Below are 26,959 nucleotides of genomic sequence, written 5' to 3'. Positions count from 1 at the left end.
ATGTTTGTGCTGTTCGAAGAGGACGGGGCCTTCAAGGCCGGGACGGTTCTCGCTGATAACGACTCCTCGCTGCAGGTGGAGACCTCTCACGGCAAACGCGTGAAACTGAAAAGCAGCCATGTGCTGCTGCAGTTCCGCGAGCCCGCGCCGGGTGAACTGCTCGAACGCGCCGCGGCCGACGCAGAGGAACTGGACACCGGTTTCCTGTGGGAAGTGTGCGGCGACGGCGAGTTCGGCTTCCAGGACTTCGCCGCCGAGTACCACGGCCACGCGCCGAACGCCGTCGAAGCCGCTGCCGTGCTGCTGCGCCTGCATTCGGCGCCGATCTATTTCCACCGCAAGGGGCGCGGGCGTTTCCGCAAGGCTCCCGCCGAGATCCTGCAGGCGGCGCTCGCCGGCCTGGAAAAGAAGCGCCAGCAGGCCGAGGCGATCGAGCGCATGCGCAGCGAACTCGTCGCAGGACGCCTGCCGCCGGAACTCGCCGGCATGCTGCCGCAGCTGCTGTACCGCCCGGACCGCAACCGCATCGAGACCAAGGCGTTCGAGGCGGCATGCGTCGACGCCGGCCTGTCGGCGCCGCGGCTGCTGCTCAAGTGCGGCGCGCTCGCATCGAGCTACGATTTCCACTATCACCGCTTCCTGTTCGAATATTTCGAGGACGGCGTCGCGTTCCCGCCTTTCGAACCGCCGCACGAGCCGGCCGAGCTGCCGCGCGCCGATGTCGCGGCGTTCTCGATCGACGACGCGACGACGACCGAGATCGACGACGCCTTCTCGGTGACGCCGCGCGCAGGCGGCGGCTGGCGCATCGGCATCCACATCGCCGCGCCGGCGCTCGGCTTTGCGCGCGGCTCGGCGCTCGATGCGATCGCGCGCCGCCGGCTGTCGACGGTGTATATGCCGGGCAACAAGATCACGATGCTGCCGGACGCGGTCGTCGAGGCGTTCACGCTCGCCGCCGGGCGCGACTGTCCGGCGGTGTCGCTGTACCTCGACGTCACCGCGGCGCTGGCGATCGTCGGCCACGAGAGCCGCGTCGAGCGCGTGCCAATCGTCGCGAACCTGCGCCACCATGACATCGAGCCGCTGTTCAACGAGCAGGTATTGCACGAGCAGGACGGCCCCGACTTCGAGTGGAAGCGCGAGCTCACCTTGCTGTGGGATCTCGCGACGGTGCTCGAAGCCGGCCGCGGCAAGGCCGAATCCAACCAGAACCAGGTCGATTTCAACTTCTACGTCGACTGGCAGACCGAGACCGCCGACGGCGCCGGCTACGTGACGATCACGCAGCGCCGGCGCGGTTCACCGCTCGACAAGCTGGTCGCCGAGATGATGATCCTGGCGAACGCGACCTGGGGCAAGCTGCTCGACGAGGCCGGCGTGCCGGGCCTCTATCGCGCCCAGAGCGGCGGCAAGGTGCGCATGACGACGGTCGCCGCGCCGCATGACGGCCTCGGCGTCGACTGCTACGCGTGGTCGAGTTCGCCGCTGCGCCGCTACGTCGACATGATCAACCAGTGGCAGATCATCTCGGTGCTGCGCCACGAGCCGCCGGCCTTCGCGCCGAAGTCGGCGGACCTGATGGCGGTGCTGCGCGACTTCGAACTGACCTACGCCGCATACGCCGACTTCCAGCGCCAGATGGAGCGCTACTGGTGCCTGCGCTGGCTGCGCCAGCAGCCCGGCATCGCGGTCGACGGCAAGGTGCTGCGCGACAACCTCGTGCGCCTGGAGACGATTCCACTGCTGCTGAAAGTGCCGTCGCTGCCGGTGCAGCTGCCGGGCAGCCGCGTGCGCTTGACGATCGAGGACAGCGACGTGCTCGACGTCGACGTCCGCGCGCGCTACGTCGAGACGCTCGCCGAGCCGACCCCGGAAGAGGCCGCAGACGCCGCGCTGGAAGGCTGAGCCGGCTGCGCAATGTCGAGCTGCCCGACCCTCCGCCGATCGACGCCCGCCGCGAGCGCCCTGCGCACGCTGGCGAAGCTGACCGGCGGCGCGGGGCGGGACGCGCGCCGGCTGCAGCTGGCGCTCGCCGTCTCGGTAGTGCTGCATGCGGTGATCCTGAGCATCAGTTTCACGCTCCCGGTGCGCCCGCCGATCCGCGATCCGGGGCTCGAGGTCGTCCTCGTCAATGCCCGCCACGCGCGCGCGCCCGACAAGGCCGAGGCGCTGGCGCAGGCGAACGTCGACGGCGGCGGCAACAGCGACCGACAAGTCAGGCCGAAGTCTCCGCTGCCGCCGCAGGAAGTCCGCCGCGACGGCAACGCGCTCGTCGAGGCGAGGAAGCGCGTCGCACCGCCCGCGCCGGTGCAGCGCAGCGTGCTGACGCAGCCGAAGGCCGCTGCGGCGGTCTCCCGCCCCCCGCCCCGCAGCGGAGAGGCGCCACCGGCCCCCGCCGCCACCCCGTCGGGGCTCGACCTGCTCAATAGCGCGGCCACCGTCGCGCGCCTGGAAGCCGAGATCGACCGCCAGCTCGACGACTACGCCAGGCGCCCGCGCAAGAAGTTCATCGGCGCGCGCACCAAGGAATACCGCTTCGCGCAGTACGTCGAGGACTGGCGCCACAAGATCGAGCGCGTCGGCACGCTGAACTACCCGGAAGCGGCGCGCGGACGGCTGTACGGCAGCCTGCTGCTGGTCGTCGCGATCCGCGCCGACGGCTCGATCGAGCGCGTCGAGGTCCAGCGTTCTTCGGGCGAGCCGATCCTCGACGAAGCCGCGAAGCGCATCGTCCAGCTCGCCGCGCCGTTCGCGCCTTTCCCCAGCGACATCCGCGGCGACACCGACATCCTCGAGATTGCCCGCACCTGGACCTTCACCAACGCCGACAAGGTAATCGCCCAGTGACCATCGACCGCTACGCCGTCATCGGCAACCCGATCTCCCATAGCCGCTCGCCGGCCATCCACGCCGAGTTCGCGCGGCAGACCGGGCAGCAACTGTCCTACGAGGCGCTGCTCGCGCCGCTCGACGGCTTTCGCGACGCGGTCGAGCGCTTTCGCAATGCCGGCGGCCGCGGCATGAATGTCACGGTGCCGTTCAAACTCGAAGCGTTCGCGCTGGCCGGACGCTGCTCGCCGCGCGCGCGCGCTGCCGGCGCCGTCAATACGCTCGCGTTCGGGCCCGACGGCATCTTCGGCGACAACACCGACGGCGCCGGACTCATCCGCGACATCGTCCACAACCTCGATCGCCCGCTTGAAGGGCAGCGCGTCCTGCTGCTCGGCGCGGGCGGCGCGGCGCGCGGCGTGCTGCTGCCGCTGCTCGCCGAGCGCCCAGCATCGCTCACGCTCGCGAACCGCAGCGTCGACAAGGCGCACGCCCTGGCCGCGGCGTTCCGCAGCCACGCGCCGGACGTCGCGCTCGACGCGTGCAGCTTCGTCGACCTGGCCGGGCGTGCGTTCGATGTCGTCATCAACGCGACCGCCGCGAGCCTCGCCAACGAAGCGCCGCAGCTGCCTCCCTGGCTGTACGCGGCGGGCGCGCTGGCGTACGACATGATGTACGGGCGCGGCGATACGCCCTTCCTCGCCGCGGCCCGCAGCGATGGCGCCACGCAGCGGGCCGACGGCCTGGGCATGCTCGTCGAGCAGGCGGCCGAGAGCTTTCTGCTGTGGCGGGGCATAAGGCCGGATACCGCGCCGGTGCTCGCCGCGCTGCGCCGCCAACTCGACGGCACATGAAAACCGCGCTGCGCGGACTCGGCTGGGCGCTGCTGGCGCTGGTCGCGCTGTTCGCGCTGTACCAGCTGTGGATTTTCACGCTCGTGCTGTGGTGGAGCCAGTTCAATCCGTCGAGCACGAGCTTCATGCAGCTGCGCCTCGACGAACTGCAGCAGAAGCGGCCGGATGTCGCACTGCGGCACGAGTGGGTGCCGTACGAACGCATCTCGATCCACCTCAAGCGCGCCGTGATCACCGCCGAGGACGACACCTTCATCGACCACGACGGCTTCGACTGGGAAGGCATCCAGCGCGCGCTCGAGAAGAACCAGCGCAAGGGCCGCGCGGTCGCCGGCGGCTCGACGATCAGCCAGCAGCTCGCGAAGAACCTGTTCCTGTCGCCGTCGCGCAGCTACTTCCGCAAGGCCCAGGAGGCAGTCATCACGGTGATGATCGAAGCCGTGTGGAGCAAGCGCCGCATCCTCGAGGTCTATCTGAACGTCGTCGAATGGGGCAACGGCATTTTCGGCTGCGAAGCCGCGGCGCGACGCTATTTCCGCGCCCCGGCGAGCCGCCTCGGCCCTGCCGAAGCCGCGCGCCTGGCGGTGATGCTGCCGAATCCGCGCCGCTACGAGAAGCAGTTCGGACCGCGCCTCGCCGCCCATGCGCAGCGGATCCGGTCGCGGATGGGTTACGCGACGGTGCCCTGAAACCGCCTTCCGGCGAACCGGCCGGCACGGGGGTCGAGGGCGTCGGTGACGAACTTTCGCCGCAGCGCAGCATTTTGTCGGATCCGGGGTCGCAAGGGCGGGTCGAAGTCCGTAGAATTCGCGCCTTACGCCCTGTCCATACCCGATTCCACACCCGCCCCGGAGGCGCCGATGAGCGCGCAAGACGAGCTCCACCCGGACGACATCCAGCAGCACCTGCGCGAAGTGCAGGCGCTGCTGTCGCGCCACAAGGTGGTGGAAGAACTCGTCCATCGGCAGGACATGCCGCGCCACGAGCTCGTCGAAAACCTCGTCCACAAGCAGCACCTGGCCGAGCTGCAGACTCGCCTCGACAAGCTCCACCCGGCCGACATCGCGTACATCCTCGAAGCGCTGCCGCCCGAGGACCGCCTGTTCGTCTGGGACCTCGTCAAGGCCGACCGCGACGGCGAAATCCTGCTGGAAGTGTCGGACGCGGTGCGCGAGACGCTGATCGAGACGATGCGCCCCGACGAGCTCATCGCCGCGGCCGAAACCCTCGACGCCGACGAGCTCGCCGACCTTGCCCCGGACCTGCCACCGGAAGTCATGCAGGACGTCTTCCAGGCACTCGACAGCGAAGGCCGCGAGCAGCTGCGCGCGGCGATGTCGTTTCCGGAGGAATCGGTCGGCGCGCTGATGGACTTCGACATGGTGACGGTGCGTGAGGACGTCACGCTCGAAGTCGTGCTGCGCTACCTGCGCCGCTTCGAGGAGCTGCCCGATCACACCGACAAGCTGTTCGTCATCGACCGCAACGATCACCTGAAAGGCATCCTGACGCTCGAATCGCTGCTGATCAACGATCCGGAGATGACCGTCGCGGATGCGATGCATCGCGAGAACATCATCAGTTTCGAGCCCGACGACGAGGCTGACGACGCCGCGCAGGCGTTCGAGCGCTACGACCTGGTGTCGGCGCCGGTCATCGACCGCGAGCGGCGCGTCATCGGCCGGCTGACCGTCGCCGACGTCGTCGATTTCATCCGCGAAGAATCCGAAGCCGAGATCCTCAGCCACGCCGGCCTGCGCGAGGAGGAAGACATCTTCGCGTCGGTGTGGGATTCGGTGAAGAACCGCTGGGCATGGCTCGCGGTGAATCTCGTCACCGCTTTCATCGCCTCGCGCGTGATCGGCGCGTTCGAAGGCTCGATCGAGAAGCTCGTCGCGCTCGCCGCGCTGATGCCGATCGTCGCCGGCATCGGCGGCAACTCGGGCAACCAGACGATCACGATGATCGTGCGCGCGATCGCGATGGGCCAGGTCGAGCCGTCGGCGATGCAGCGCCTGATGAAAAAGGAGATCGGCGTCGCACTGTTCAACGGCGTGGTGTGGGGCGGGCTGCTCGGCGTGCTCGCGTGGTGGCTCTACGGCAGCGTGTCGCTCGGCGTCGTGATGACGGCCGCGATGACGCTGAACCTGCTGCTCGCCGCCGCCGCCGGCGTCGTGATCCCGATGTTGCGCATGCGCCTCGGCGCCGACCCGGCGATCGGCGGCTCGGTGATGATCACCGCGCTGACCGACTCCGGCGGCTTCTTCATCTTCCTCGGACTCGCGACGCTGTTCCTGCTGTGAGCCGCCGAACCCGCCGGGCGACAGGCGGGAAGCATGGTAGTGCAGCGCCTTCCGGGCGCACGCCGGAAACAGGTCGCGGATGACGCCCTCGGCTCATCCGCCTGCGCGCTACGGGGCGCGGGCCCCGCTCACCCCAGCGTCGCGAACACCGTGCGCGCCGCCGCGATCGTTTCGTCGATGTCGGCTGCGGTATGCGCCGCCGACACGAAACCCGCCTCGAACGCCGACGGCGCGAAGTAGTGGCCGGCGTCGAGCATCGCGTGGAAGAAGCGGTTGAAGGCGTCGCGGTCGGATGCCATGACGTCGGCGAAGGATTTCGGCACGGCGGCGCTGAAATACACGCCGAACATGCCGCCGACCGCGTCGGCGCTGAAGCTCACGCCGGCGTCGGTCGCCGCCGCGGCGAGCCCCGTGACGAGCTGCGTCGTGCGCGCGCTGAGGTTTTCGTAGAAGCCGGGCTCGCGCAGCAATTTCAGCGACGCGAGGCCGGCTGCGACCGCGACCGGGCTGCCCGACAGCGTGCCCGCCTGGTACACCGAACCGAGCGGCGCGATATGCTCCATGATGTCGCGCCGGCCGCCGAATGCCCCGACCGGCATCCCTCCGCCGATGACCTTGCCGAGTGTCGTGAGATCCGGCGTGATGCCGTAGAGCCCCTGCACACCTTGCGGGCCGACGCGAAAACCCGTCATGACCTCGTCGAAGATCAGCACCACGCCGTATTCGGTGCAGAGCCGGCGCAGCCCTTCGAGGAAGCCCGGCAGCGGCTTGACGAGGTTCATGTTGCCGGCGATCGCCTCGACGATGACTGCGGCGATCTCGCCGCCGCGCGCGCGGAACGCGTCCTCGACCTGCTGCAGGTCGTTGTAGTCGAGCACGATCGTGTGCTTGGCGAAGTCGGCCGGCACGCCACCCGACGACGGGTTGCCGAACGTCAGCAGGCCGGAGCCGGCTTTGACCAGCAGGCTGTCGGCGTGGCCGTGGTAGCAGCCTTCGAACTTGACGATCGCGTCGCGACCGGTGAAGCCGCGCGCAAGCCGGATCGCGCTCATCGTCGCCTCGGTGCCGGAGCTGACGAGACGCACCATCTCGATCGACGGCATCAGCTCGCAGATCAGTTCGGCGATGTCGACTTCGGCCTCCGACGGGGCGCCGAACGACAGCCCGCGCAGCGCCGCCGCGCGCACCGCCTCGACGATCGCCGGGTGCGCGTGGCCGGCAATCGCCGGCCCCCACGAGCCGACGTAGTCGACGTAGGCCTTGCCGTCGGCATCCCACACGCGCGCCCCTTCGGCCCTGGCGATGAAGCGCGGCGTGCCGCCGACCGAGCGGAACGCCCGGACCGGCGAATTGACGCCGCCGGGGATGGACTTCTGGGCACGCTGGAAAAGAGCTTCGTTTCTGCTGGTCATGTCGATGGCAACCCGTGATGGCATTTGAAGGGAAAAAAGCGGACGCCCTCAGGCGTCGAACAGCGTGCGGTAGGCGGCGGCGCGCGCGCCCGGATCGGGGGCATCGAAGACGTCGGAGACGACCGCGAGAAGACTCGCCCCGGCTGCGATCACTTGCGCCGCGTTGTCGAGCGTGATGCCGCCGATCGCGGCGAGCGGCACATCGAGTTCGCGCCGGCCGCGGACGAACAGCTCGAGCGGCGCGCGCACTGCGGCCGGTTTCGTCGCCGAGGGGAACACCGCGCCGAATGCGACGTAATCGGCGCCGGCCGCACATCCCGCGACCGCGCGCGGCCACTCGTTGTAGCAGGTGACGCCGAGAATCCGGCCCGGCCCGAGTGCGCGTCGCGCCGCGTCGAGATCGCCGTCCTCGCGGCCGAGGTGCACGCCGTCCGCGTCGGTCGCGAGCGCGAGCTCGAGGCTGTCGTTGACGATGAACGGCACGCCGGCCTGGCGGCACAGCGCCGCGATCTGCCGCGCCTGCCCGAGCCGCAGCGCGGCGTCCGGCTGCTTGCTGCGGTACTGCAGCAGCGCGGGCTGCCCTCTGAGCGCGCGCTCGACCTGCGCCACGAGCGTTGTCGTGTCGGGAGAGTCCGGGGTGATCAGGTACAGGCCGCGCAGGCGTGTGTCAGGCATCGTCGCGCTCCTCGGGCCGCGCCCAGAAGAAGCGGTCGGGAAGCGCCAGCCCCATCCCCGGCCGGTACGCGCCGGTGAGCGCCTGGAACGTGAACTCCTGCGCTTCGCGCACCGCCTCGGGAACTTCCATGCCGTGCGCCAGCGCGGCCGCGACCGCACCCGCGAGCGTCGCACCGGCGCCGAGGAAACGCCCCGGCAACCGCTCCCACGCGTCGGTGCGCACGACGCCTTCGGCCCCCATCAGGATATTGACGACCTGCGGCCCCGGTTCGCCGACCCCGGTCAGCAACACGTATTCCATGCCGAGCGCCAGCAGGTGCGCGACGGCGTCCTCGAGCAGGAGCGGCTCGTCGGCGTCGGCGTCGGCGTCGCCGTCGGCGTCCGCGTCCTCGAGGCTGGCGAGCGCGAGCCGCAGCACTTCGTGGCGGCTCGCGACGAGCACCGTCACCTGCGGCAGGACCAGTTCGGCAAGCGCCGCGAGCATCTCGTCTGCCGCGCCTTCGTCACCCTCGACGTACGACAGCGCCGGCTCCAGCACGAGCGGCAGATCGGGGTAGTCGGACAGGATCTCGGCGATCGCGGCGACGTTTTCGACGTTCCCGACCAGCCCCAGCTTGAGCGCCTGCACCGGGATATCTTCGAGCACCGCGCGCGCCTGCGCGGCGACCGCGTCGGCATCGAGCGCGAGTAGTTCCTCGATGCCGCGGGTGTCGCGCACGGCGACCGCCGCGACGACTGTCAGCGGGTGGCATCCCATGCTCGCGAGCGTCAGGACATCGGACTGCAGGCCGCCGCCGCCCGTCGCGTCACTGGTGGCAAAACAGAGCACGGAAGGCGGAACGTCGGAAGTACCGTAAGACATTTATTAAGGCTACCTGCTGCTGGGTACGCCGGCTGGTCTGGCGCGGCAGGGAAAATGCGGTAAGATGCGGCGGATTTTACAGCCAATTCGCGCCGAACACGCCGCTAGATGGCCAACACGCAATACAAGACCTGGATGTGCCTGATCTGCGGCTTCATCTACGACGAAGCCGCTGGGGTGCCCGCCGAAGGCATCCCGCCGGGCACCCGCTGGGAAGACATTCCGCCGAACTGGACCTGCCCCGAGTGCGGAGCCCGCAAGGAAGACTTCGAACTGGTCGAGCTCTGAAGTCTGCGAATGTCGCACATGCCGGCCGGGCGGAACGGCCCGCAAGAACGAAGCAGCGAGGATTGACGTCATGGATCTGACCGGACTCAGGGTGATGGTGATCGACGACAGCAATACCATCCGGCGCAGCGCCGAGATCTTTCTGACCCACTCGGGCTGCGAGGTGCTCCTCGCCGAGGACGGCTTCGATGCGCTGGCGAAAATCGCCGACCATCGCCCCCATGTCATTTTCGTCGACATCATGATGCCGCGGCTCGACGGCTACCAGACCTGCGCGCTGATCAAGAAGAACCCCCGGCTTTCAGCAACGCCGGTGATCATGCTGTCGTCGAAGGACGGGCTGTTCGACCGCGCCCGCGGCCGCATGGCCGGGTCGGACGAATATCTCACCAAGCCGTTCACGAAGGACAGCCTGCTCAGGGCGGCAGCTGCCCACGCCAGCCGCGCCACAGACTGACCGCCACGGGAGCACCGGGACAAATGACGATCAAGAAAATCCTCGTGGTCGACGATTCGCCGACCGAACGCTTCGCCCTGACCGAGCTGCTGTCCGCGCGCGGCTACCAGGTGGTCACGGCCGAAAACGGCGAGGACGCGATCGCGAAGAGCAAGAGCGAAATGCCCGACCTCATCCTGATGGATGTCGTCATGCCCGGTATCAATGGCTACCAGGCCACGCGCATGATCGCGCGCAGCGAATCCACCCGCTCGATCCCGATCATCATCTGCACCAGCAAGGGTCTCGAGACCGACCGCATCTGGGGCATGCGCCAGGGCGCCCATGACTATCTCGTGAAACCGGTCGACGGCGCCGAGTTGCTCGTCCGCATCCAGGCGCTGGGCTGAGGCGGATGGCGAAGCGACTGAGCCTGCGCGAGTTCCAGGAAGACCTCGTCCGCCGTTTTGCCGAAGCGCGCAGCGGCGACCGCCACGCGTTGCTGGGCGTGCGCGCAGGAACGGAAAACTGGCTGATCACCCTGACCGACACCGGCGAGATCCTGCCGGTGCCGCCGCTCGCGCCGGTGCCGCTCGCGTGCGAATGGTTCCGCGGCCTCGTGAACGTGCGCGGCACGCTGTTCAGCGTCGTGGACTTTTCGGCCTTCCACGATGGCGCGCCGATCGCCCCGGGCGGAGCGACGCGGCTGCTGCTGGTGGGCATGCGTCACGGCGTGAATTGCGCGCTGCTCGTCTCGCGCGCGATCGGCCTGCGCAGCCCCGACGACTTCCAGCCGGACCAGAGCGGGGGCGACGACGCGCGGCCGTGGGTCCAGGGCCGCCTGCGCGACGCGCGGGAGCGTCTGTGGCTGAAGCTCGACGTCCCGCAACTCCTTGCGCATCGCGGCTTCCTGAACGCCGGCATCGACTGACGCAAACCCGTTTTTCCCCTGAACGACGATCCGAATTCGCGGAGCAAGAACATGGCCCTCAAGCTTCCAAAGCTGGACTTCAGCATCGCCAGGACGGCCTACGTGGAGGACGCGCCGGCCGCGACCACGATCATGGAAGCGCCGCTGCGCCGCCCCGCGGCGAAGGAACGGAAGGCACCGGCGCAAAAGCACGCCCGCACCGCGTCCGAAAAGATCGTCCTGCTGGGCATCGCCTTCGCACTGACGACGATCACGGGTCTCGGGCTGATCTTCCACCAGTTCCGCGAATCGGGGAACGCGACGACCTACATTTCCGTCGCCGGCGAAATGGAAACGCTGTCGCAACGGATCGCCAAGGCGGCGCAACTGTCGCTGCAAGGCAACCCGCAGGCGTTCGTCGACCTGCGCAGCGGGACGAGCCGCTTCACCGAACTCCTCGACACGCTCGATCAGGGGGGCTCGATCGCCGGCAGGGAAATCCCACCGGTGCCTGCCGTCGCACAAGCCGGAATCGCCGCGCTGCGCGCGGCGTGGAGCGAGACCGACCGCAACGCCGCCCGGCTGCTCGGCCAGGAGAAGATCCTTCTCACGCTGACCGACGCCATCACGACGCTCAACGAGGAGGACGAACAGCTGTTCCAGCAGGCCCGGCAGCTGGCGCAAGTCAAGCTGCAGACCAACACTTCGGGCGCCGACATCGCCGCGGCCAGCACCGTGGTGATGTTGACGCAACGCATCACGAAGAACGCGAACGCGCTGCTCGCCCCCAACGCGATCGAACCGCAGACAGCGACCGCGCTCGGCCAGGACGCGCGCGTCCTCGTCGACCTCGTCGCCACGATCGCGCAGGCGACGACGGATCCCGCGGCGCGCGCGCGCCTGCAGGGTTTCGAGGCGCACGCGCAGGACACTCTCGGCGCGGTCACCCGCATCGTCGACAACATCGACGTCCTCGTGCGGGCGAAACAGGCCGGTCGCTATATCTTCTATCAGGATTCCGAGGCACTGACGACCCATGTGCGCGCGCTGTCCGCCACCCTCGACGAAAGCGTCCGCGGCCTGACTCCGGCGACGCTCGGGATCGCCGTCGTCGCACTGCTCGGCCTGGCGCTCCTCGGCCTGATGGCGAAGATCAACAATGCGGAGATCGCTGCCCGCGGCGCCGAAGCCGAAGCGTTGCGCAAGAACGCCGAGAACGAACACAACCTTGCCCAGCAGGCGATCCTGCGGCTGATGAACGAGATGGGCGACCTCGCCGACGGCGACCTGACGGTGCGCACGACCGTCTCGGAAGACATCACCGGCGCCATCGCGGACTCGGTCAATTACACCATCGAGGAACTCTCGGTGCTGGTGCGGCGGATCAACGACGCCGCCGGCCGCGTCACCGCCGCGACCGAATCGGCGCAGAGCACGTCGAACGAGCTGCTCGACGCGACCGGACGCCAGTCGCGGGAGATCCAGGAAGCCGGCGCGGCCGTGCAGCAGATGGCCCGTTCGATGACCGAATCGTCCGAACTCGCGTTGCGCTCGGCGCAGGTCGCGCGGCGCTCCCTCGACTCGGCGCGCAAGGGCGCCGGTGCGGTCGAGAACACGATCCGGGGGATGAACGACATCCGCGGCCAGATCCAGGAAACCTCGAAGCGCATCAAGCGGCTCGGCGAGTCGTCGCAGGAGATCGGCGAGATCGTCGAACTCATCTCGGACATCACCGAACAGACCAACGTCCTCGCGCTGAACGCGGCGATCCAGGCCGCCTCGGCCGGCGAAGCGGGGCGCGGCTTCACTGTCGTCGCCGAAGAAGTGCAGCGCCTGGCCGAGCGCTCGGGCGAGGCGACGAAGCAGATCGCGGCGATCGTGAAAACAATCCAGACCGACACCAAGGATGCGGTCGGTTCGATGGAAACGGCAACGCGCGACGTGGTCGAAGGAGCGCAGCTGTCCGACGCCGCAGGCCAGGCGCTGGCCGAGATCGGCGACGTGTCGACGGAAACCGCGCGCCTCATCGAACAGATTTCTGGCGACACGCAGCAGCAGGCCGCGGCCGCGACGCGCGTGGCCGAAGCGATGAAGGAGATCCTCGCAGTCACCGAGCAGACGGCGCGCGGCACGCAGCAGACCGCCGTGTCGGTGGGCCAGCTAGCCGATCTCGCGGTCGAGCTCAAGGGCTCGGTGTCGGGCTTCAAGGTCTGACCCGCGGCATCGAGGACGCCCATGAGCCACCCTGACGCACTGGATCTCGGCCCGCTGGCGTGGGTCAAGACCGAAATCGATCTCGCGCTCGCGCGCGCCGACGAATCCCTCGAGCAAGCGCTCGGCGCCTCGGCGGCCGCCGCCTGCGTCCAGTTTGCGCAGACTCATCTCCACCAGGCGAGCGGCGCGTTGTCGATCGTCGGCCTCGACGGGCTGAGCCAGTTCGCGTCCTCGCTCGACCAGCTGCTGGGCATGCTCGCGCACGACGAACGGCCGATCGACGCTTCGACGGTGGATCTCGCGCGCCGTGCGCTGGCGACGATCGGCAACTATCTCGAGGAGCTTGTGCACGGCACGCCGGACCAGCCGCTGCGCCTTCTGTCGCTATACGAGGAGATTGGCACCGTCCGGGGCGCGGGGCCGCTGTCGCCCGCGGAACTGTTTTTCCCCGACCTCTCGCTGCGTCCTGCGCGGCGCGGCGCGGCGCCGGCCGGATTGAACGAGGACGTCCGCCAGCAACAGCTGCGCACCCACCGCGCGCTGTTCCAGCGTGGCCTGCTGCAATGGCTGCGCACCCCCGCGGACGCCGCCGGTCCGCACGCGATGCTCGCAGCGGTCGGCGAGATCGAAGCCCTGCACACCGGCACCCCGGTCGGCGTGCTGTGGTACGCCGCACAGGCCTTCCTCGAGACGCTGATCCATCAGGACCTGCCGGCACGGCCGGAAATCAAGCGCCTGTGCTCGCAGCTCGATGCCCAGCTCAAGCGCCTGTCCGACATCCCGGTCGTCGTCCCCGACCGCCTCGTGCGCGAGCTGCTGTACTGGACCAGCCAGGCGCCGGCGCGCAGCGCCCACCAGAAGGACGTCCGCGCGACCTGGCGACTCGACGCGCTGCTTCCGCAACCCGGCGCGACGGTCAGTGCAGCTCCGCTCGCTGCGCTGCTGAAGACCCTGCAGGGGCTGATGAGCGCGGCGAAACAGGCCTGGGACGGCTTCGCGGAGGGCCAGGCGGTGGAGCTGCCGCGCTTCGACGCGCATCTCGTCGAGTTCGCCGCACAAGCTTCCCGGCTCGGCCGGCCGGCGCTCGACCGGCTGCTTCGCGGCATCGCCGAATTCATCGCATGGCTGCGCAAGGACCCACTGCGCTGCAGCGATCCGATCGCGCTGGAAATCGCGACCGCACTGCTGCTGTGCGAGGCGGGGCTCGAGCGCGGCGCACCCGGTGCCGGATTTTCCGCGCACGTCGACGACACGGTGGCGCGCCTGGAAGCGCTCGCACGAGGCGAGGCGGTCCCCGCTGCCGAGCGTTCGCCGGCGGTGGAGACGGCACGGCGCGCGCAAGAGCGCGACGCGCTCGGACAGCTTTCGCGTGAAATCCTGTCGAGCCTCGCACAGGTCGAGCAGGTTCTCGACGATTTTTTCCGCAACGAACAGAAACGCGCGCTGCTGGCGGGCCTCGCAAAGCCGCTCAAGCAGATCGCCGGGGCGTTCGCGCTGATCGGCGACACCACGGCCGTCGCCCTCGTCGAGGACGCCGCCGGCACGGTCGCGCGCCTTGCGGACGCCGGGCAGAGCCCCGATCAGGGCGAACACGAACGGCTCGCGCGGCGACTCTCGGCGCTGGGTTTTTACGTCGAAGCCCTGCAGCATGGCCCCGCACGGCTGGAGCGCTTTCTCGACCCGCAAGAGGTCGAAGAGACGCTGGCCCCGGCGCCCGCCGGCGCGCAGACAGCAGAGCCTGCCGCGGCACCGCCCGCAGCCGAAGCCACCGGACTGGATGCCGAACTGCTCGCGATCTTCATCGAGGAAGCCCATGAAGTCCTTGCGACGATCGGCGAACGCCTCGACCTGTCGTGCAGCGACGCCGACGCGCGCGAGCATCTCGTCTCGATCCGCCGCGGCTTCCACACCCTCAAGGGCAGCGGCCGCATGGTCGGTCTGCACGACCTCGGTGAAACGGCGTGGGAAATCGAACAGACGCTGAACCGCTGGCTGCAGCTCGAGTGGACGCCGTCAGGCGCCCTTCATCGGCTGATCGACGCGGCTCGCGCGACATTGCTGGAATGGGTGCGCGATCTCGAAGCCGGCCGGAGTCAGGCGCGGGATGTCGCGGTGCTGGTCGCCGAGGCGCAGCATCTGCGCAGCGACGCGAACGCGGCCGAAGCTTCGCCACCTGCCGGGCCGAAGGCGATCGCCGAGCCAAAGGCGATCACCGAGCCGAAGGCGATCATTGAAACACCCGCTGAAATCGCCCTGCCGGAAGACAAGGCGCCGCCGGTATTCCCCGGGCATCCCGCCGAACCCGACACGCTCCCTGCCTGCACGCCGCTCGACGAGGCAGCGGCCGACGCCTTCGCACCGGCTACACCCTTCGGCGACGAGGAACTCCTTGCCGGCCTCGAAATCGAGAGCTCGGTCTTCGATTTCGGTGATCTTCCCGGAAGCGATCCCGAAGCGACCTTGTTGCCGTTCGAGCCGGAGGTGCTCGACTTCGCGCCAGGCGCGTCGTTCGAAGCCGCTGCCGGGGCGTCCGATGCCGGCCCCGGCGAGCCGGCCGGGCTGTCCGCGACCGCCGAGCGGGAAATCGTGCGCATCGGCGCGGCGGAAGTCAGCCGGCCGCTCTATGACCTCTACGTCGGCGAAGCGCGTCAGCACCTCGCGGTCCTGCACGCCGAGCTCGCGCGACTGGAGGCCAATCCGACCCTGATACCGGCGGAGGAAGCGCTTCGCGCCGCCCATACGCTGGCGGGCATCTCGGGCACCACGCGGCTGATGCCGCTGCACGAGCTCGCACGCGGACTCGAACACGCGCTCGAACGCCTGCGCGACACCGCCCAGGAGCCCACGGCCGAACAGGCCGCGCTGCTGAAATCCGCAAACGACACGCTCGGCGCGATGCTGGCCGAAGTGGTCGCGCGCCGCATGCCACTCGCGGTACCGGAGCTCGTCGAGCAGCTCGGCGACGTCGGCCGCGAGACCCCACTGGAAACCGGAACCGAGACCGAAAGGGCACCGAGCGTCCGCGGCATCGCCAGCCACGACAACATCATCGCCGGGCAGCCAGCCGACGCCGGGATCGTGCCGTCCGAATCCGGCTCCCCGGTCCATGACGAACTCGACGCGCAGCTGCTGCCGGTCTTTCTCGACGAAGGCGCGGAGCTGCTCGGCGAGCTGCACGCGGCGCTGCGCCAGTGGCGCGCCGACGGCGCGGCCGATGCCGCGCAAAGCACGGCACGATTGCTGCACACACTGAAGGGCAGCGCGCGCATGGCCGGCGCGATGACGCTCGGACAGCACGTCCACCACCTCGAATCGCAGCTCGTTGCAGCGCTCGAAGGCGGACAGGAACCGGCCGGCGGACTGATCGACGAACTGACCGCCGGGCTCGATCAGGCCGAACAGATGATCGACGCGATCGCCGGCGGCGCCCCCGGACAACCGGCGCCTGCACCGGACGACGCGGCACCGGCAACGGCAGCCGAGCAGGAAGGGGCGAGCGGCGCCGCGACTTTGCGCGTGCGCGCGGACGCGGTCGATCGCTTCGTCAACCAGGCGGGCGAAATCGGCATCACCCGCACGCGCGTCGCCGGCGAGTTGCGCACGCTGCGCCGCTCGCTGCTCGACCTGACCGAAAACGTCATCCGCCTGCGCAACCAGCTGCGCGAAGTCGAGATCCAGGCCGACGTGCAGATGCAGTCCCGCATCGCTCGCAGCGACGCGCACGACGGCGCGTTCGACCCGCTCGAGATGGACCGCTACACGCGGCTGCAGGAACTCACGCGGATGATGGCCGAGAGCGTCGGCGACGTGACGACCGTCCAGCAGAGCCTGCTGCGCAACCTCGACGGCGCGGAGCTGGCGCTGAACAGCCAGGCGCGCCTGTCACGCGACCTGCAGCAGGCGCTGATGCAGGTGAGGATGGTGCCGTTCGACAGCCTCGCCGACCGGCTCTACCGGGTCGTCCGCCAGAGCGCGAAGGAACTGGGCAAGCGTGCCGCCCTCGACTTGCGCGGCGGACGCATCGAGATCGACCGCAGCGTGCTCGAGCACCTGGTTGCGCCGCTCGAACACCTGCTGCGCAACGCCGTCGCGCACGGCATCGAACATCCCGACGCGCGGCGCGCCGCCGGCAAGGGCGAAATCGGCCAGATCACGCTGAGCGTAAGCCAGGAAGGCAACGAAATCGCGATCGCACTCGCCGACGACGGCGGCGGCCTCGACTACGGGCGCATCGCCGAACGGGCGCGCGCGAGCGGCCTGCTCGGCGCCGACGAGGTGGCCGACGAGTGGCGCCTGACGAACCTGATCTTCATCCCGGGCTTTTCGACCGCCGACAGCGTGTCGCCGCTCGCCGGCCGCGGCGTCGGCATGGACGTCGTGAAGTCCGAGACGGCGGCGGCGGGCGGTCGCATCGACGTCCATGCCGAGGTCGGCCGCGGCACCGAGTTCCGCATCCATCTGCCGCTCACGCTCGCGGTCACGCAGGCCTTGCTGATCCGCGCCGGCAGCCGGACTTACGCGATCCCGTCGAGCATGATTGCGCAGGTGCTCGAACTCAAGGCCGAACCGCTCGACGCGCTGCGCCGCGAAGGCGGCACCGAGTGGCAGGGCCGGCACTTCGCGTACCGCTATCTTCCGCAGCTGCTCGGCGACCGTTTCACCCAGCCGCCGGAGCAGCGCTTCAACTGGGTCCTGCTGCTGCGCATCGGCGCGCAGACGCTGGCCCTGCACGTCGATGCGCTGCGCGGCAACCAGGAAATCGTCGTCAAGAATGCCGGCCCGCAGCTTGCGCGCATCGTCGGCATTTCCGGCGCGACAGTGCTCGGCGACGGCGAGATCGTGCTGATCCTGAACCCCGTCGCACTGGCGAGCCGCCGCCTCGCCGAAGGCACCGCGGCCGCGGCGAACGCGGGCGGCGAAGCGCCGGAACCGCTGGAGCCGTTCGAGGTGGCGCCGGTCCGCGTCCCGACCGTGATGATCGTCGACGATTCGCTCACCGTGCGCAAGATCACCGGACGCTTGCTGGAACGCGAAGGCTACCGGGTCGTCGCGGCGAAGGACGGCGTCGAGGCCCTGGAGCGGCTGCTCGAAGCGGTGCCGGACGTGATCCTGTCGGACATCGAGATGCCGCGCATGGACGGCTTCGACCTGCTGCGCAACATCCGCGCCGACGAGCGCACGCGCGAGGTGCCGGTGATCATGATCACGTCGCGCCTCGCCGACAAACACCGCGAGTACGCCGGACGCATCGGCGCGAGCCACTATCTCGGCAAGCCGTACGACGAGGACGAGCTGCTCGGACTGCTGCGCACCCATACCGGGCGAGCCGCCCTGCCGCCCTGAAGAGCCGCGCGGAGGACACGGTGGTCGGGAAGCGGGAGTTGCCACGCGGGAGTTGCCACGCGGGAGTTGCGACGAAAAATCCCTTCCAACGCATTCCTGCGCATCCTCGCCACGACGAGCTAAAATGCAGCCATGAGCGCAATCACTTCGAATCTCACGCACCATTTCCTGATCGCCATGCCCAACATGGCCGATCCGAATTTCGTGCGCAGCCTCACCTACATCGCCGAGCATAACGAGCAGGGCGCATTGGGGATCATCGTCAATCGGCCGATCGACATGACGCTCGCGGCACTGTTCGAACGCATCGACGTGCCGCTCGAAGCGGACGGGCTTGCCGGCCAGCCGGTTTATTTCGGCGGGCCGGTGCAGACCGATCGCGGCTTCGTGCTGCATCGTCCGGCGGGCGAATGGCATTCGACGCTCGTCGTGAACGACGAAGTCGGCCTGACGAGTTCGCGCGACATTCTGCAGGCGGTCGGCAGCAGCGGCGAGCCACCCGACGTGCTGGTAACGCTCGGCTACGCGGGCTGGACCGCCGGCCAGCTCGAACAGGAGATCGCCGACAACAGCTGGCTGACCGTGCCGGCCGACCTCACGATCGTTTTCGGACTCCCGCCCGAGGAGCGCCTCGCTGCGGCGATGCAAATGCTCGGCATCGACTTCGCGAACCTGAGCGAGTCCGCGGGGCATGCCTGAGGCGCCGGGACCAGCGCCCGCTGCCCTGCCCGCCCGCGGCACCCTGCTCGGCTTCGACTTCGGTCTCGCGCGCATCGGCGTTGCCGTCGGCGAACTCGAAACCCGCCGGGCCAGCGCGCTGCTGACCCTCCAGGGCGAAGCCAGCGCGCCGCGCTTCGCGGCGATCGCAAAGCTCCTCGCCGAATGGCGGCCGGTCGGACTGGTGGTCGGCATGCCGAGCCATCTCGACGGCACGCCGCACGAAATGACCGCGCGCTGCCGACGTTTCGCGAACCAGCTGCACGGCCGGTTCGGCATGCCGGTGCTCGAATGCGACGAGCGGCTGTCGTCGGCCGCGGCGGACGCAGCGCTGGCTGAAGCGGGGACGCACGACTGGCGCGCCCGCAAGCAAGTCCTCGACGCCGTCGCGGCACAGATCATCCTGCAACACTTCCTGGACACTCATGGACATGCAAAGCCTTGATGCCGAGGCGCTCTGCAAGACGCTGGTCGAGCAGATGCGCCCGCACGTCTCACCGGCGACCGCGCTGGTGGGCATCCACACCGGGGGCGTGTGGCTCGCCGAACGCCTGCACCGCGCGCTCGGCCTGAGCCAGCCGCCGGGCTCGATCGACGTATCGTTCTACCGCGATGATTTCGGCTCGAAAGGCCTGCATCCGCAGCCCAAGCGCACCGAGATCCCCTTCACGGTGGAAGGCGCCGACGTGATCATCGTCGACGACGTGCTCTACACCGGGCGCACGACGCGCGCGGCGATCAACGAGCTGTTCGACTTCGGCCGCCCGGCGCGCGTCGACCTCGCGGTGCTCATCGACCGGGGTGGCCGCGAACTGCCGATCGCGCCGCGCTACTGCGCGCTGACCCTGCCCGAACCCCTGCCCGCGAACCAGAGCCTGCAGCTCGAGGCCGGCGCGACGGGCGAACTGACGCTGAGGCTGATCGATGCGTAATCCGCAGCTCAACAAACACGGCGAACTGCAGCACCTCTTGACGATCGACGGCCTGCCGCGCGGCATCCTGACGGCGATCCTCGACACCGCGGCGCCCTTCACCGAGGTCGCCGAACGCGAAGTCAAGAAGCTGCCGCTGTTGCGCGGCAAAAGCATCTTCAACCTGTTCTTCGAGAACTCCACGCGCACCCGCACGACTTTCGAGATCGCCGCGAAGCGCCTGTCGGCGGACGTCGTCAATCTGAACGTGTCGACCAGCTCGACGGCAAAGGGCGAGAGCCTGCTCGACACCGTCGACAACCTGTGCGCGATGCAGGCCGACATGTTCGTCGTGCGCCATGCGGCGAGCGGCGCGCCGTTCCTGATCGCACAGCACCTGCAGGCGACCGGCCGCGACGACATCCACGTCGTCAACGCCGGCGACGGGCGCCATGCGCACCCGACGCAGGGGCTGCTCGACATGTACACGATCCGCCACTTCAAGCGCGACTTCACGAACCTCACCGTCGCGATCGTCGGCGACGTGCTGCACTCGCGCGTCGCCCGCTCGCAGATCGGCGCATTGACGACGCTCGGCGTGCCCGAAGTGCGCGTCATCGGCCCGAAGACGCTGCTGCCGAGCGACGTCGAGCGGCTCGGCGTGCGCGTCTTCCACGACATCCGCGAAGGTTTGCGCGACGTCGACGTCGTGATGATGCTGCGGCTGCAGAACGAGCGCATGAACGGCGCGCTGCTGCCGACGCCGCAGGAGTTCTACAAGGTGTGGGGCCTGACCGCCGAGAAGCTCGCGCTGGCGAAGCCCGACGCGATCGTGATGCACCCGGGGCCGATGAACCGCGGCGTCGAGATCGATTCCTCGGTCGCCGACGGCGCGCAGGCGGTGATCCTGCCGCAGGTCACTTTCGGCATCGCGGTGCGGATGGCAGTCATGAGCATGCTGGCCGGTCAGCAAGGGAGCAAGTAAATGAAGATTCGCATCGCCAATGGCCGCGTCGTGGACCCGGCCAATGGACTCGACGACACGCGCGACATGTATCTCGCGGACGGCAAGATCGTCGCCCACGGGCGTGCACCCGACGGCTTCGCCGCGGAACGCACGATCGACGCGACCGGCCTCGTCGTCGCACCCGGCCTGATCGATCTCGCCGCGCGCCTGCGCGAGCCCGGCTTCGAATACCGCGCGACGCTCGAATCCGAAATGGATGCAGCGATGGCCGGCGGCGTCACGAGCCTCGCGATCCCGCCCGACACCGATCCCGTACTCGACGAACCGGGCCTCGTCGAAATGCTGTGCTACCGCGCGAAGAAGTTGAACCGCGCGCACGTCTATCCGGTCGGCGCACTGACGGTCGGGCTCAACGGCGAGCGCCTGTCGGAGATGGCCGAGCTCGTCGAAGCCGGCTGCGTCGCATTCGGCCAGGCCAACGTCCCGGTCATCGACAGCGCGGTGCTGTTGCGTGCGATGCAGTATGCGGCGACTTTCGGCTTCCGCGTCTGGCTGCAGCCGCTCGCGCCTTTCCTGTCGCGCGGTTTCGCGCACGACGGCGAAGTCGCGACCCGCCTCGGCCTGCCGGGCATCCCGACGGCCGCCGAAACGATCGCGCTGTATACCCATATCCAGCTCGCCCGCGCGACCGGCGCACGCCTGCACGTGACCCGGCTATCGAGCGCCGAAGGGCTCGCGCTGATCCGCCAGGCGCGCGCCGACGGGCTCGACGTCACCTGCGACGTCTCGATCAACCACCTGCACCTGTCCGACATGGATATCGGCTACTTCAACAGCAACTGCCACCTCGTGCCGCCGCTGCGCAGCCAGCGCGACCGCGACGCGCTGCGGCAGGGGCTCGCCGACGGCAGCATCGACGCGCTGTGCTCCGACCACACGCCCGTCGACGACGACGGCAAGCTCACGCCGTTCAGCGAATCCGAGCCCGGCGCGACCGGCCTCGAACTGCTCTTGCCGCTGACGCTGAAGTGGGCGGAAGAAGCGGGGCTGCCGCTGATCCACGCGCTCGCCCGCGTGACTTCCGACGCCGCACGCATCGTCGGCATCACGAAGGCCGGACATCTCAGTCCGGGCGCGCGGGCCGACCTGTGCCTGTTCGATCCGGCCGCCCACACGACGGTGCGCCGCGACACGCTGCACAGCCAGGGCAAGAACACGCCCTTCCTCGGGCTGGAATTGCCGGGACGCGTGCATTACACGCTGGTCGAAGGCCAGGTGATGCACGAGCTGAGCTTGAGCTGAACCCCAGCCCGCTGGAGGGCGCGGCAGAGATCCGCGCGATCTGGCGGGACGCTCATCCGCAGCGACCGCCTCCGCAGCAAACGACCTACCCGAGCGCGCGCAGGCGGGCGAGGGCTTCGCTGCCCGCCCCTTCGATTCGCACGCGTTTCGCGCGCGAGGTCTCGCCGCTGAGCAGCGTGACCGCGGAGCGGGCGACGCCGCAGAAGCCGGCGAGAAAAACCGTCAGCGCGGCATTCGCCTTGCCGTCGACCGGCGGCGCGGCGAGACGCAGCTTCATCGCCTCGCCATGCGGGCCGGTGAATTCCGTCTTCTTCGCCCCGGGCTGGACATGCAGCGACAGGACGAGGCTGCCGTCCGCGGCTTCACGCAGCCAGTCCACGCCCGTTAGCCCGCCAGCAGCACCGCAAAGTTGCCGCGCAGCCCGCTGATCACCATCAGCACGATCTGCAGCACCAGCAGCAGCACCAGCGGCGACAGGTCGACGTTCGCGATCGGCGGGATCACGCGGCGGAACGGCCGCAGGAACGGCGCCGATAGATTGTGGAAGACCGACGCCGCCGGGGCGTGCGGGCTGACCCACGACAGCACGGCCGACATCAGCACCACGGCGAAGACCAGGTAGATCGCCATGCGCAGCAGTTCCAGCAGGCCGAGCCCCCAGACGCCGAGCAGCAGGCCGGCAACGCTGCCGTCGAGCGACACCCCCCTCACCCACAGCTCGATGAACACCATCAGCGTCTGCAGCACCCAGGCCGGCACGAGGCTCGCGAGGTCGATCCCCATCAGGCCGGGAATCACGCGGCGCAGCGGGCGGACGATCCAGTCGGTCGTCGCGACGACGAACTGGCCGATCTGGTTGCGGAACGACACCCGCTGCCACTGCATGAAGAAGCGTGCGAGCAGCATCAGCGTCAGGAAGCCGGCGGCGGTGTTCAGGATCAGGAGCAGCACGTTGCCGAGCATGACGGATCAATCCTTTCCGAGCTGTTCGCCGAGTTCGCGGCCGCGCACGTTCGCGGCATGCACCGCGCGCACGATCGCGTCGAACACGCCCGACGACGCCATGCTCGCGAGCGCGGCCTCGGTCGTGCCGCCTTTCGACGTCACGCGCTCACGCAACACGGCGGGCGCCTCGTCGGAGCCGGCGGCGAGTTTCGCCGCGCCGAGCACGGTATCGATCGCCAATCGCCGCGCGGTTGCCGCGTCGAAGCCGAGCGAGGCGCCGGCCGCTTCGAGCGCCTCGATGAAATGGAACACGTAGGCCGGGCCGCTGCCGGAGACGGCCGTCACCGCGTCCATCTGCGCCTCGTCGGCGATCCACACCGTGCTGCCGACGGCGCCGAGAATGCGCTCGGCCGATTCGCGCCCGGCGGCATCCACGGAAGGATCGGCATACAGGCCGGTGACGCCGGCGCTGATCAGCGCCGGCGTGTTCGGCATCGCGCGCACTAACCGATGGTAGCCGCCGAGCCAGCGACCGACATCGGCGAGCCGCAGGCCGGCGGCGATGCTGACGACCACCTGGCGCGTCAGGCGCCCCGCCAGCGGTGCGACGGCGGCCTTCATCTGTTGCGGCTTGACCGCCAACACGACGACGTCGCACGCGAGCACCTCGTCATCGACGTCTTGCGTCGTGCGCAGGCCGAAGCGCTCCGCCAGGCGCGCGCGGTTGTCGGCCTGCAGGTCGACCGCCTGGATGTCCGCGCTCGCAAAACCGCGCTCGGCGAGGCCGCCGATCAGGGCGGTCGCCATGTTGCCGCCGCCCAGGAAACTGATCTTCATGCGTTCCGTCATGCTCGCTCCTCGCGCACGTTCCGTGCGCCGAAAATTGCAGTGCCTACCCGAACCATGGTCGCGCCTTCGGCGATCGCCAGCTCCAGGTCGTCCGACATGCCCATCGACAGCGTGTCGAGAGCGAACCCGGCGTCGTTCAGGCGATCGCGCAGCTGCCTCAAAGTCGCGAAGCGCGCACGCAACAGCGCTTCGTCGCCCCCGGCTTCGGGGATGCACATCAGGCCGCGCAACGCCAGACGCGGCAGCTTCGCAACCGCCGCCGCAAGCGCCGGCACCTCGTCGGGGGCGACGCCGCTCTTGCTCGCCTCGCCGCCGACATTGACCTGGATGCAGACGTTGAGTGGCGGCAGGTCGCCGCCGCGCTGCTCGGACAGCCGTTCGGCGAGCTTGAGCCGGTCGACCGAGTGGACCCACTGGAAATGCGCGGCGACGGGGCGCGTCTTGTTGCTCTGCAGCGGCCCGATGAAATGCCACTCGAGTTGCTGCGCGTGCAGTTCGACCGCTTTCGCCACACCTTCCCGGACATAGTTTTCGCCGAACAGCCGCTGGCCGGCCTGTGCCGCCTCGGCCACGCGCTGCGCCGGCTGCGTCTTGCTGACGGCGATCAGCGCGACGTCCTCCGGCGTGCGTCCCGACGCCCGGGCGGCAGCCGCGACGCGCTGGCGCACGGCTTGCAAGTTCGCGGAGATTGATGTCATATAGCGGCGGATTTCGGCCGTGGATCAGGCGAGCGAGTATAGCATCGCGACCGGGACGCCCCCGCGCCCCGCAATCCGCCCGGTCAACCTCAAGCGACAATCCCATGGACATCACCGAACTGCTTGCCTTCGCGGTCAAGAACAAGGCTTCCGACCTGCATCTGTCGTCCGGGCTGCCGCCGATGATCCGGGTACATGGCGACGTGCGCCGCATCAACCTGCCGCCGATGGAGCACAAGGACGTGCACTCGATGGTGTACGACATCATGAACGACGGCCAGCGCAAGCAGTTTGAGGAAGTGCTCGAATGCGACTTCTCGTTCGCGGTGCCAAACCTCGCCCGCTTCCGCGTCAATGCGTTCAACCAGAACCGCGGCGCCTCGGCGGTGTTCCGGACGATTCCGACGAAAGTGCTGAGCCTCGAGGAGCTGAACGCACCGAAGATCTTCAAGGACATCGCCAAGCAGGCGCGCGGCATCGTGCTGGTGACCGGCCCCACCGGCTCGGGCAAGTCGACGACCCTCGCCGCGATGGTCGATTACGTCAACGAGAACGACTACGGCCACATCCTGACGATCGAGGACCCGATCGAATTCGTCCACGAATCGAAGCGCTGCCTGATCAACCAGCGCGAAGTCGCCCGCGACACGCTGTCGTTCAACAACGCGCTGCGCTCGGCGCTGCGCGAGGACCCGGACGTGATCCTCGTCGGCGAGTTGCGCGACCTCGAGACGATCCGCCTCGCGCTGACCGGCGCCGAGACCGGCCACCTCGTGTTCGGCACGCTGCACACCTCGTCGGCGGCGAAGACCGTCGACCGCATCGTCGACGTCTTTCCGGCAGCCGAGAAGGACATGGTGCGCGCGATGCTGTCGGAGTCGCTGCGCGCGGTGATCTCGCAAACGCTGCTGAAGACCAAGGACGGGCAGGGCCGCGTCGCGGCGCACGAGATCATGATCGGCACCCCGGCGATCCGCAACCTGATCCGCGAGAACAAGATCGCGCAGATGTACTCGGCGATCCAGACCGGCCAGGCAGTCGGCATGCAGACGCTCGACCAGAACCTCGCGGACCTCGTGCGGCGCAACGTCGTGTCGGTCGGCGAAGCCAGGCTGCGCGCGCAGAACAAGGACAATTTCGCCGGGTAAATTTCGCCGGGTAATTCCGGCCGGATTCGCGGCGCACCGCAACCACCCCCTGCTTCACCCCGACTGGCAGCGATAATCGGGCAACCCGGCATACAGAAAGAGCGGACACTTTCCGCGGGAGCGCAGCAATGGAACGCGATCAGGCCCTGAAGTTCATGCACGACCTGCTGCGGCTGATGGTGCAGAAAAACGGCTCGGACCTCTTCATCACCGCCGGTTTTCCGCCAGCGATCAAGGTGGACGGGCGCGTCACGCCGCAGTCGAACCAGACGCTGACGGCGCAGCACACGACCGAACTCGCGCGCGCGATCATGAACGACCGTCAGGCGACCGAGTTCGAGTCGACGAAGGAATGCAACTTCGCGATCTCGCCGCCGGGCGTCGGCCGCTTCCGCGCCAACGCGTTCATCCAGCAGGGCAAGGTCGGGCTGGTGCTGCGCACGATCGCGCAGACGATCCCGAACTTCGACGAGCTCGGCATGCCGCCGGTGCTGCGCGACATCGCGATGGCCAAGCGCGGGCTGGTGATCTTCGTCGGCGGGACCGGCACCGGCAAGACGACGTCGCTGGCGGCGATGGTCGACTTCCGCAACGGACACTCGTACGGCCACATCATCACGATCGAGGATCCCATCGAATACGTGCATCAGCACAAGAACTGCATCGTCACACAGCGCGAGATCGGTATCGACACCGACAACTGGGGAGCCGCGCTGAAGAACACGCTGCGCCAGGCGCCCGACGTGATCCTGATGGGCGAAATCCGCGACCGCGAGACGATGGACTACGCGATCGCGTTCGCCGAAACCGGTCACCTGTGCCTCGCGACGCTGCACGCGAACAGCGCCAACCAGGCGATCGACCGGATCATCAACTTCTTTCCCGAAGACCGCCGCCCGCAACTGCTGATGGACCTGTCGCTGAACCTGCGCGCGCTGATCTCGCAGCGCCTGCTGCCGCTGAAGGAGCGCAAGGGCCGCGTGCCGGCGGTCGAGGTGCTGCTGAATTCGCCGCTGATCGCCGATCTGATCTTCAAGGGCGAAGTGCCGGGGCTCAAGGAGGTCATGAAGCGCTCGCGCGAGCTCGGCATGCAGACCTTCGACCAGAGCCTGTTCGACCTCTACGAGGAAGAGCGGATCAGCTACGAGGACGCGCTGCGCAACGCCGACTCGGTCAACGATCTGCGCCTGCAGATCAAGCTCAACAGCAAGCACGGCGACAAGGACCTGGTGTCGGGCATCCAGCACCTCGACATCGTGTGAAGCGTCCGGCCCCCGGGCCGCTGCCTCGGCC

General features: G+C 68.8%; 25 protein-coding genes. 18 read left to right on the top strand and 7 right to left on the bottom strand.

Annotation, left to right across the window (positions count from 1 at the left end):
- The 5 genes from pbN1_RS12640 (at position 1) to mgtE (ending at position 5,989) form a co-directional block, all read left to right on the top strand.
- A complete protein-coding gene (locus tag pbN1_RS12640; RefSeq protein WP_169203952.1) occupies positions 1 to 1,908 on the top strand; it encodes a ribonuclease catalytic domain-containing protein in 1,908 nt (635 codons plus the stop codon).
- Between the two features lie 12 nt (positions 1,909 to 1,920).
- Positions 1,921 to 2,850, top strand: a complete 930-nt coding sequence (locus pbN1_RS12635; protein WP_210147488.1) for an energy transducer TonB — start codon at positions 1,921 to 1,923, stop codon at positions 2,848 to 2,850.
- Between the two features lie 2 nt (positions 2,851 to 2,852).
- Positions 2,853 to 3,686: a shikimate dehydrogenase gene (gene aroE, locus pbN1_RS12630; protein WP_169203105.1), complete on the top strand. Its 834-nt coding sequence runs from the start codon at positions 2,853 to 2,855 to the stop codon at positions 3,684 to 3,686.
- Complete coding sequence (gene mtgA, locus pbN1_RS12625; protein WP_169203102.1) at positions 3,683 to 4,375, top strand: monofunctional biosynthetic peptidoglycan transglycosylase; 693 nt, start codon at positions 3,683 to 3,685, stop codon at positions 4,373 to 4,375. Before aroE ends, mtgA begins: the two co-directional genes overlap by 4 nt.
- A gap of 171 nt (positions 4,376 to 4,546) precedes the next feature.
- Complete coding sequence (gene mgtE, locus pbN1_RS12620) at positions 4,547 to 5,989, top strand: magnesium transporter (protein ID WP_169203101.1); 1,443 nt, start codon at positions 4,547 to 4,549, stop codon at positions 5,987 to 5,989.
- 128 nt (positions 5,990 to 6,117) lie between these two features.
- Here the strand turns inward: mgtE and hemL are convergent, their stop codons facing one another.
- From hemL to thiD, 3 genes are read right to left on the bottom strand one after another with little or no spacing between them, the layout of a single operon-like run.
- A complete protein-coding gene (hemL, locus tag pbN1_RS12615; protein ID WP_169203100.1) occupies positions 6,118 to 7,401 on the bottom strand; it encodes a glutamate-1-semialdehyde 2,1-aminomutase in 1,284 nt (427 codons plus the stop codon).
- 48 nt (positions 7,402 to 7,449) lie between these two features.
- Positions 7,450 to 8,076: a thiamine phosphate synthase gene (gene thiE / locus pbN1_RS12610; protein ID WP_169203099.1), complete on the bottom strand. Its 627-nt coding sequence runs from the start codon at positions 8,074 to 8,076 to the stop codon at positions 7,450 to 7,452.
- Positions 8,069 to 8,938, bottom strand: a complete 870-nt coding sequence (gene thiD / locus pbN1_RS12605; protein WP_169203098.1) for a bifunctional hydroxymethylpyrimidine kinase/phosphomethylpyrimidine kinase — start codon at positions 8,936 to 8,938, stop codon at positions 8,069 to 8,071. Before thiD ends, thiE begins: the two co-directional genes overlap by 8 nt.
- A 135-nt stretch (positions 8,939 to 9,073) precedes the next feature.
- On the opposite strand from thiD, the gene pbN1_RS12600 reads away from it, so the two are divergent.
- From pbN1_RS12600 to pbN1_RS12550, 11 genes are all read left to right on the top strand, one after another.
- Positions 9,074 to 9,226 (top strand): rubredoxin, encoded by a 153-nt coding sequence (locus tag pbN1_RS12600; protein ID WP_211161483.1) that lies wholly within the window; start codon positions 9,074 to 9,076, stop codon positions 9,224 to 9,226.
- 70 nt (positions 9,227 to 9,296) lie between these two features.
- Positions 9,297 to 9,683, top strand: coding sequence for a response regulator (locus pbN1_RS12595; protein WP_169118297.1), 387 nt, complete (start codon positions 9,297 to 9,299; stop codon positions 9,681 to 9,683).
- 23 nt (positions 9,684 to 9,706) lie between these two features.
- Positions 9,707 to 10,072, top strand: coding sequence for a response regulator (locus pbN1_RS12590; RefSeq protein WP_011236795.1), 366 nt, complete (start codon positions 9,707 to 9,709; stop codon positions 10,070 to 10,072).
- A 5-nt stretch (positions 10,073 to 10,077) separates the two neighbouring features.
- Positions 10,078 to 10,593 carry a chemotaxis protein CheW gene (locus pbN1_RS12585; protein ID WP_169203096.1) on the top strand — a complete coding sequence of 172 codons (516 nt, stop codon included), beginning with the start codon at positions 10,078 to 10,080 and terminating at the stop codon, positions 10,591 to 10,593.
- A 51-nt stretch (positions 10,594 to 10,644) separates the two neighbouring features.
- Positions 10,645 to 12,786, top strand: a complete 2,142-nt coding sequence (locus pbN1_RS12580) for a methyl-accepting chemotaxis protein (RefSeq protein WP_169203095.1) — start codon at positions 10,645 to 10,647, stop codon at positions 12,784 to 12,786.
- Positions 12,787 to 12,807: 21 nt separating this feature from the next.
- Positions 12,808 to 18,129: a hybrid sensor histidine kinase/response regulator gene (locus tag pbN1_RS12575; RefSeq protein ID WP_169203094.1), complete on the top strand. Its 5,322-nt coding sequence runs from the start codon at positions 12,808 to 12,810 to the stop codon at positions 18,127 to 18,129.
- A 132-nt stretch (positions 18,130 to 18,261) separates the two neighbouring features.
- Positions 18,262 to 18,828 carry a YqgE/AlgH family protein gene (locus tag pbN1_RS12570; RefSeq protein WP_169203093.1) on the top strand — a complete coding sequence of 189 codons (567 nt, stop codon included), beginning with the start codon at positions 18,262 to 18,264 and terminating at the stop codon, positions 18,826 to 18,828.
- Positions 18,821 to 19,291 carry a Holliday junction resolvase RuvX gene (ruvX, locus tag pbN1_RS12565; RefSeq protein ID WP_169203092.1) on the top strand — a complete coding sequence of 157 codons (471 nt, stop codon included), beginning with the start codon at positions 18,821 to 18,823 and terminating at the stop codon, positions 19,289 to 19,291. Before pbN1_RS12570 ends, ruvX begins: the two co-directional genes overlap by 8 nt.
- On the top strand, positions 19,278 to 19,778 hold the full coding sequence (gene pyrR, locus pbN1_RS12560; protein ID WP_169203091.1) for a bifunctional pyr operon transcriptional regulator/uracil phosphoribosyltransferase PyrR: 501 nt from the start codon (positions 19,278 to 19,280) through the stop codon (positions 19,776 to 19,778). The genes ruvX and pyrR overlap by 14 nt, the downstream gene beginning before the upstream one ends.
- Positions 19,771 to 20,742: an aspartate carbamoyltransferase catalytic subunit gene (locus pbN1_RS12555; RefSeq protein WP_169203090.1), complete on the top strand. Its 972-nt coding sequence runs from the start codon at positions 19,771 to 19,773 to the stop codon at positions 20,740 to 20,742. Before pyrR ends, pbN1_RS12555 begins: the two co-directional genes overlap by 8 nt.
- Entirely contained in the window at positions 20,743 to 22,026 is a 1,284-nt protein-coding gene (locus pbN1_RS12550) for a dihydroorotase (protein WP_169203089.1), read from the top strand.
- A gap of 85 nt (positions 22,027 to 22,111) precedes the next feature.
- On the opposite strand, the gene pbN1_RS12545 is transcribed toward pbN1_RS12550, so the two are convergent.
- The 4 genes from pbN1_RS12545 to pbN1_RS12530 are packed head-to-tail and all read right to left on the bottom strand — an operon-like array spanning position 22,112 to position 24,518.
- Positions 22,112 to 22,405 carry a DUF167 domain-containing protein gene (locus tag pbN1_RS12545; RefSeq protein ID WP_169203088.1) on the bottom strand — a complete coding sequence of 98 codons (294 nt, stop codon included), beginning with the start codon at positions 22,403 to 22,405 and terminating at the stop codon, positions 22,112 to 22,114.
- A 5-nt stretch (positions 22,406 to 22,410) separates the two neighbouring features.
- Positions 22,411 to 22,989, bottom strand: coding sequence for a YggT family protein (locus pbN1_RS12540; RefSeq protein ID WP_169203087.1), 579 nt, complete (start codon positions 22,987 to 22,989; stop codon positions 22,411 to 22,413).
- 6 nt (positions 22,990 to 22,995) lie between these two features.
- A complete protein-coding gene (gene proC / locus pbN1_RS12535) occupies positions 22,996 to 23,808 on the bottom strand; it encodes a pyrroline-5-carboxylate reductase (protein ID WP_169203104.1) in 813 nt (270 codons plus the stop codon).
- 8 nt (positions 23,809 to 23,816) lie between these two features.
- Positions 23,817 to 24,518: a YggS family pyridoxal phosphate-dependent enzyme gene (locus pbN1_RS12530; protein ID WP_169203086.1), complete on the bottom strand. Its 702-nt coding sequence runs from the start codon at positions 24,516 to 24,518 to the stop codon at positions 23,817 to 23,819.
- A gap of 104 nt (positions 24,519 to 24,622) precedes the next feature.
- Between pbN1_RS12530 and pbN1_RS12525 the strand changes: the two genes are divergently transcribed.
- A complete protein-coding gene (locus pbN1_RS12525) occupies positions 24,623 to 25,666 on the top strand; it encodes a type IV pilus twitching motility protein PilT (protein ID WP_169203085.1) in 1,044 nt (347 codons plus the stop codon).
- Between the two features lie 128 nt (positions 25,667 to 25,794).
- Positions 25,795 to 26,928, top strand: coding sequence for a PilT/PilU family type 4a pilus ATPase (locus pbN1_RS12520; protein WP_169203084.1), 1,134 nt, complete (start codon positions 25,795 to 25,797; stop codon positions 26,926 to 26,928).
- Positions 26,929 to 26,959 lie beyond the last annotated feature (31 nt).

Origin of the sequence: Aromatoleum bremense, assembly GCF_017894365.1 — a bacterium.
GTDB classification, from domain to species: Bacteria; Pseudomonadota; Gammaproteobacteria; order Burkholderiales; family Rhodocyclaceae; genus Aromatoleum; species Aromatoleum bremense.
The sequence above is the reverse complement of the archived record's forward strand: the minus strand, read 5'-3'. Positions and strand labels throughout refer to the sequence as shown.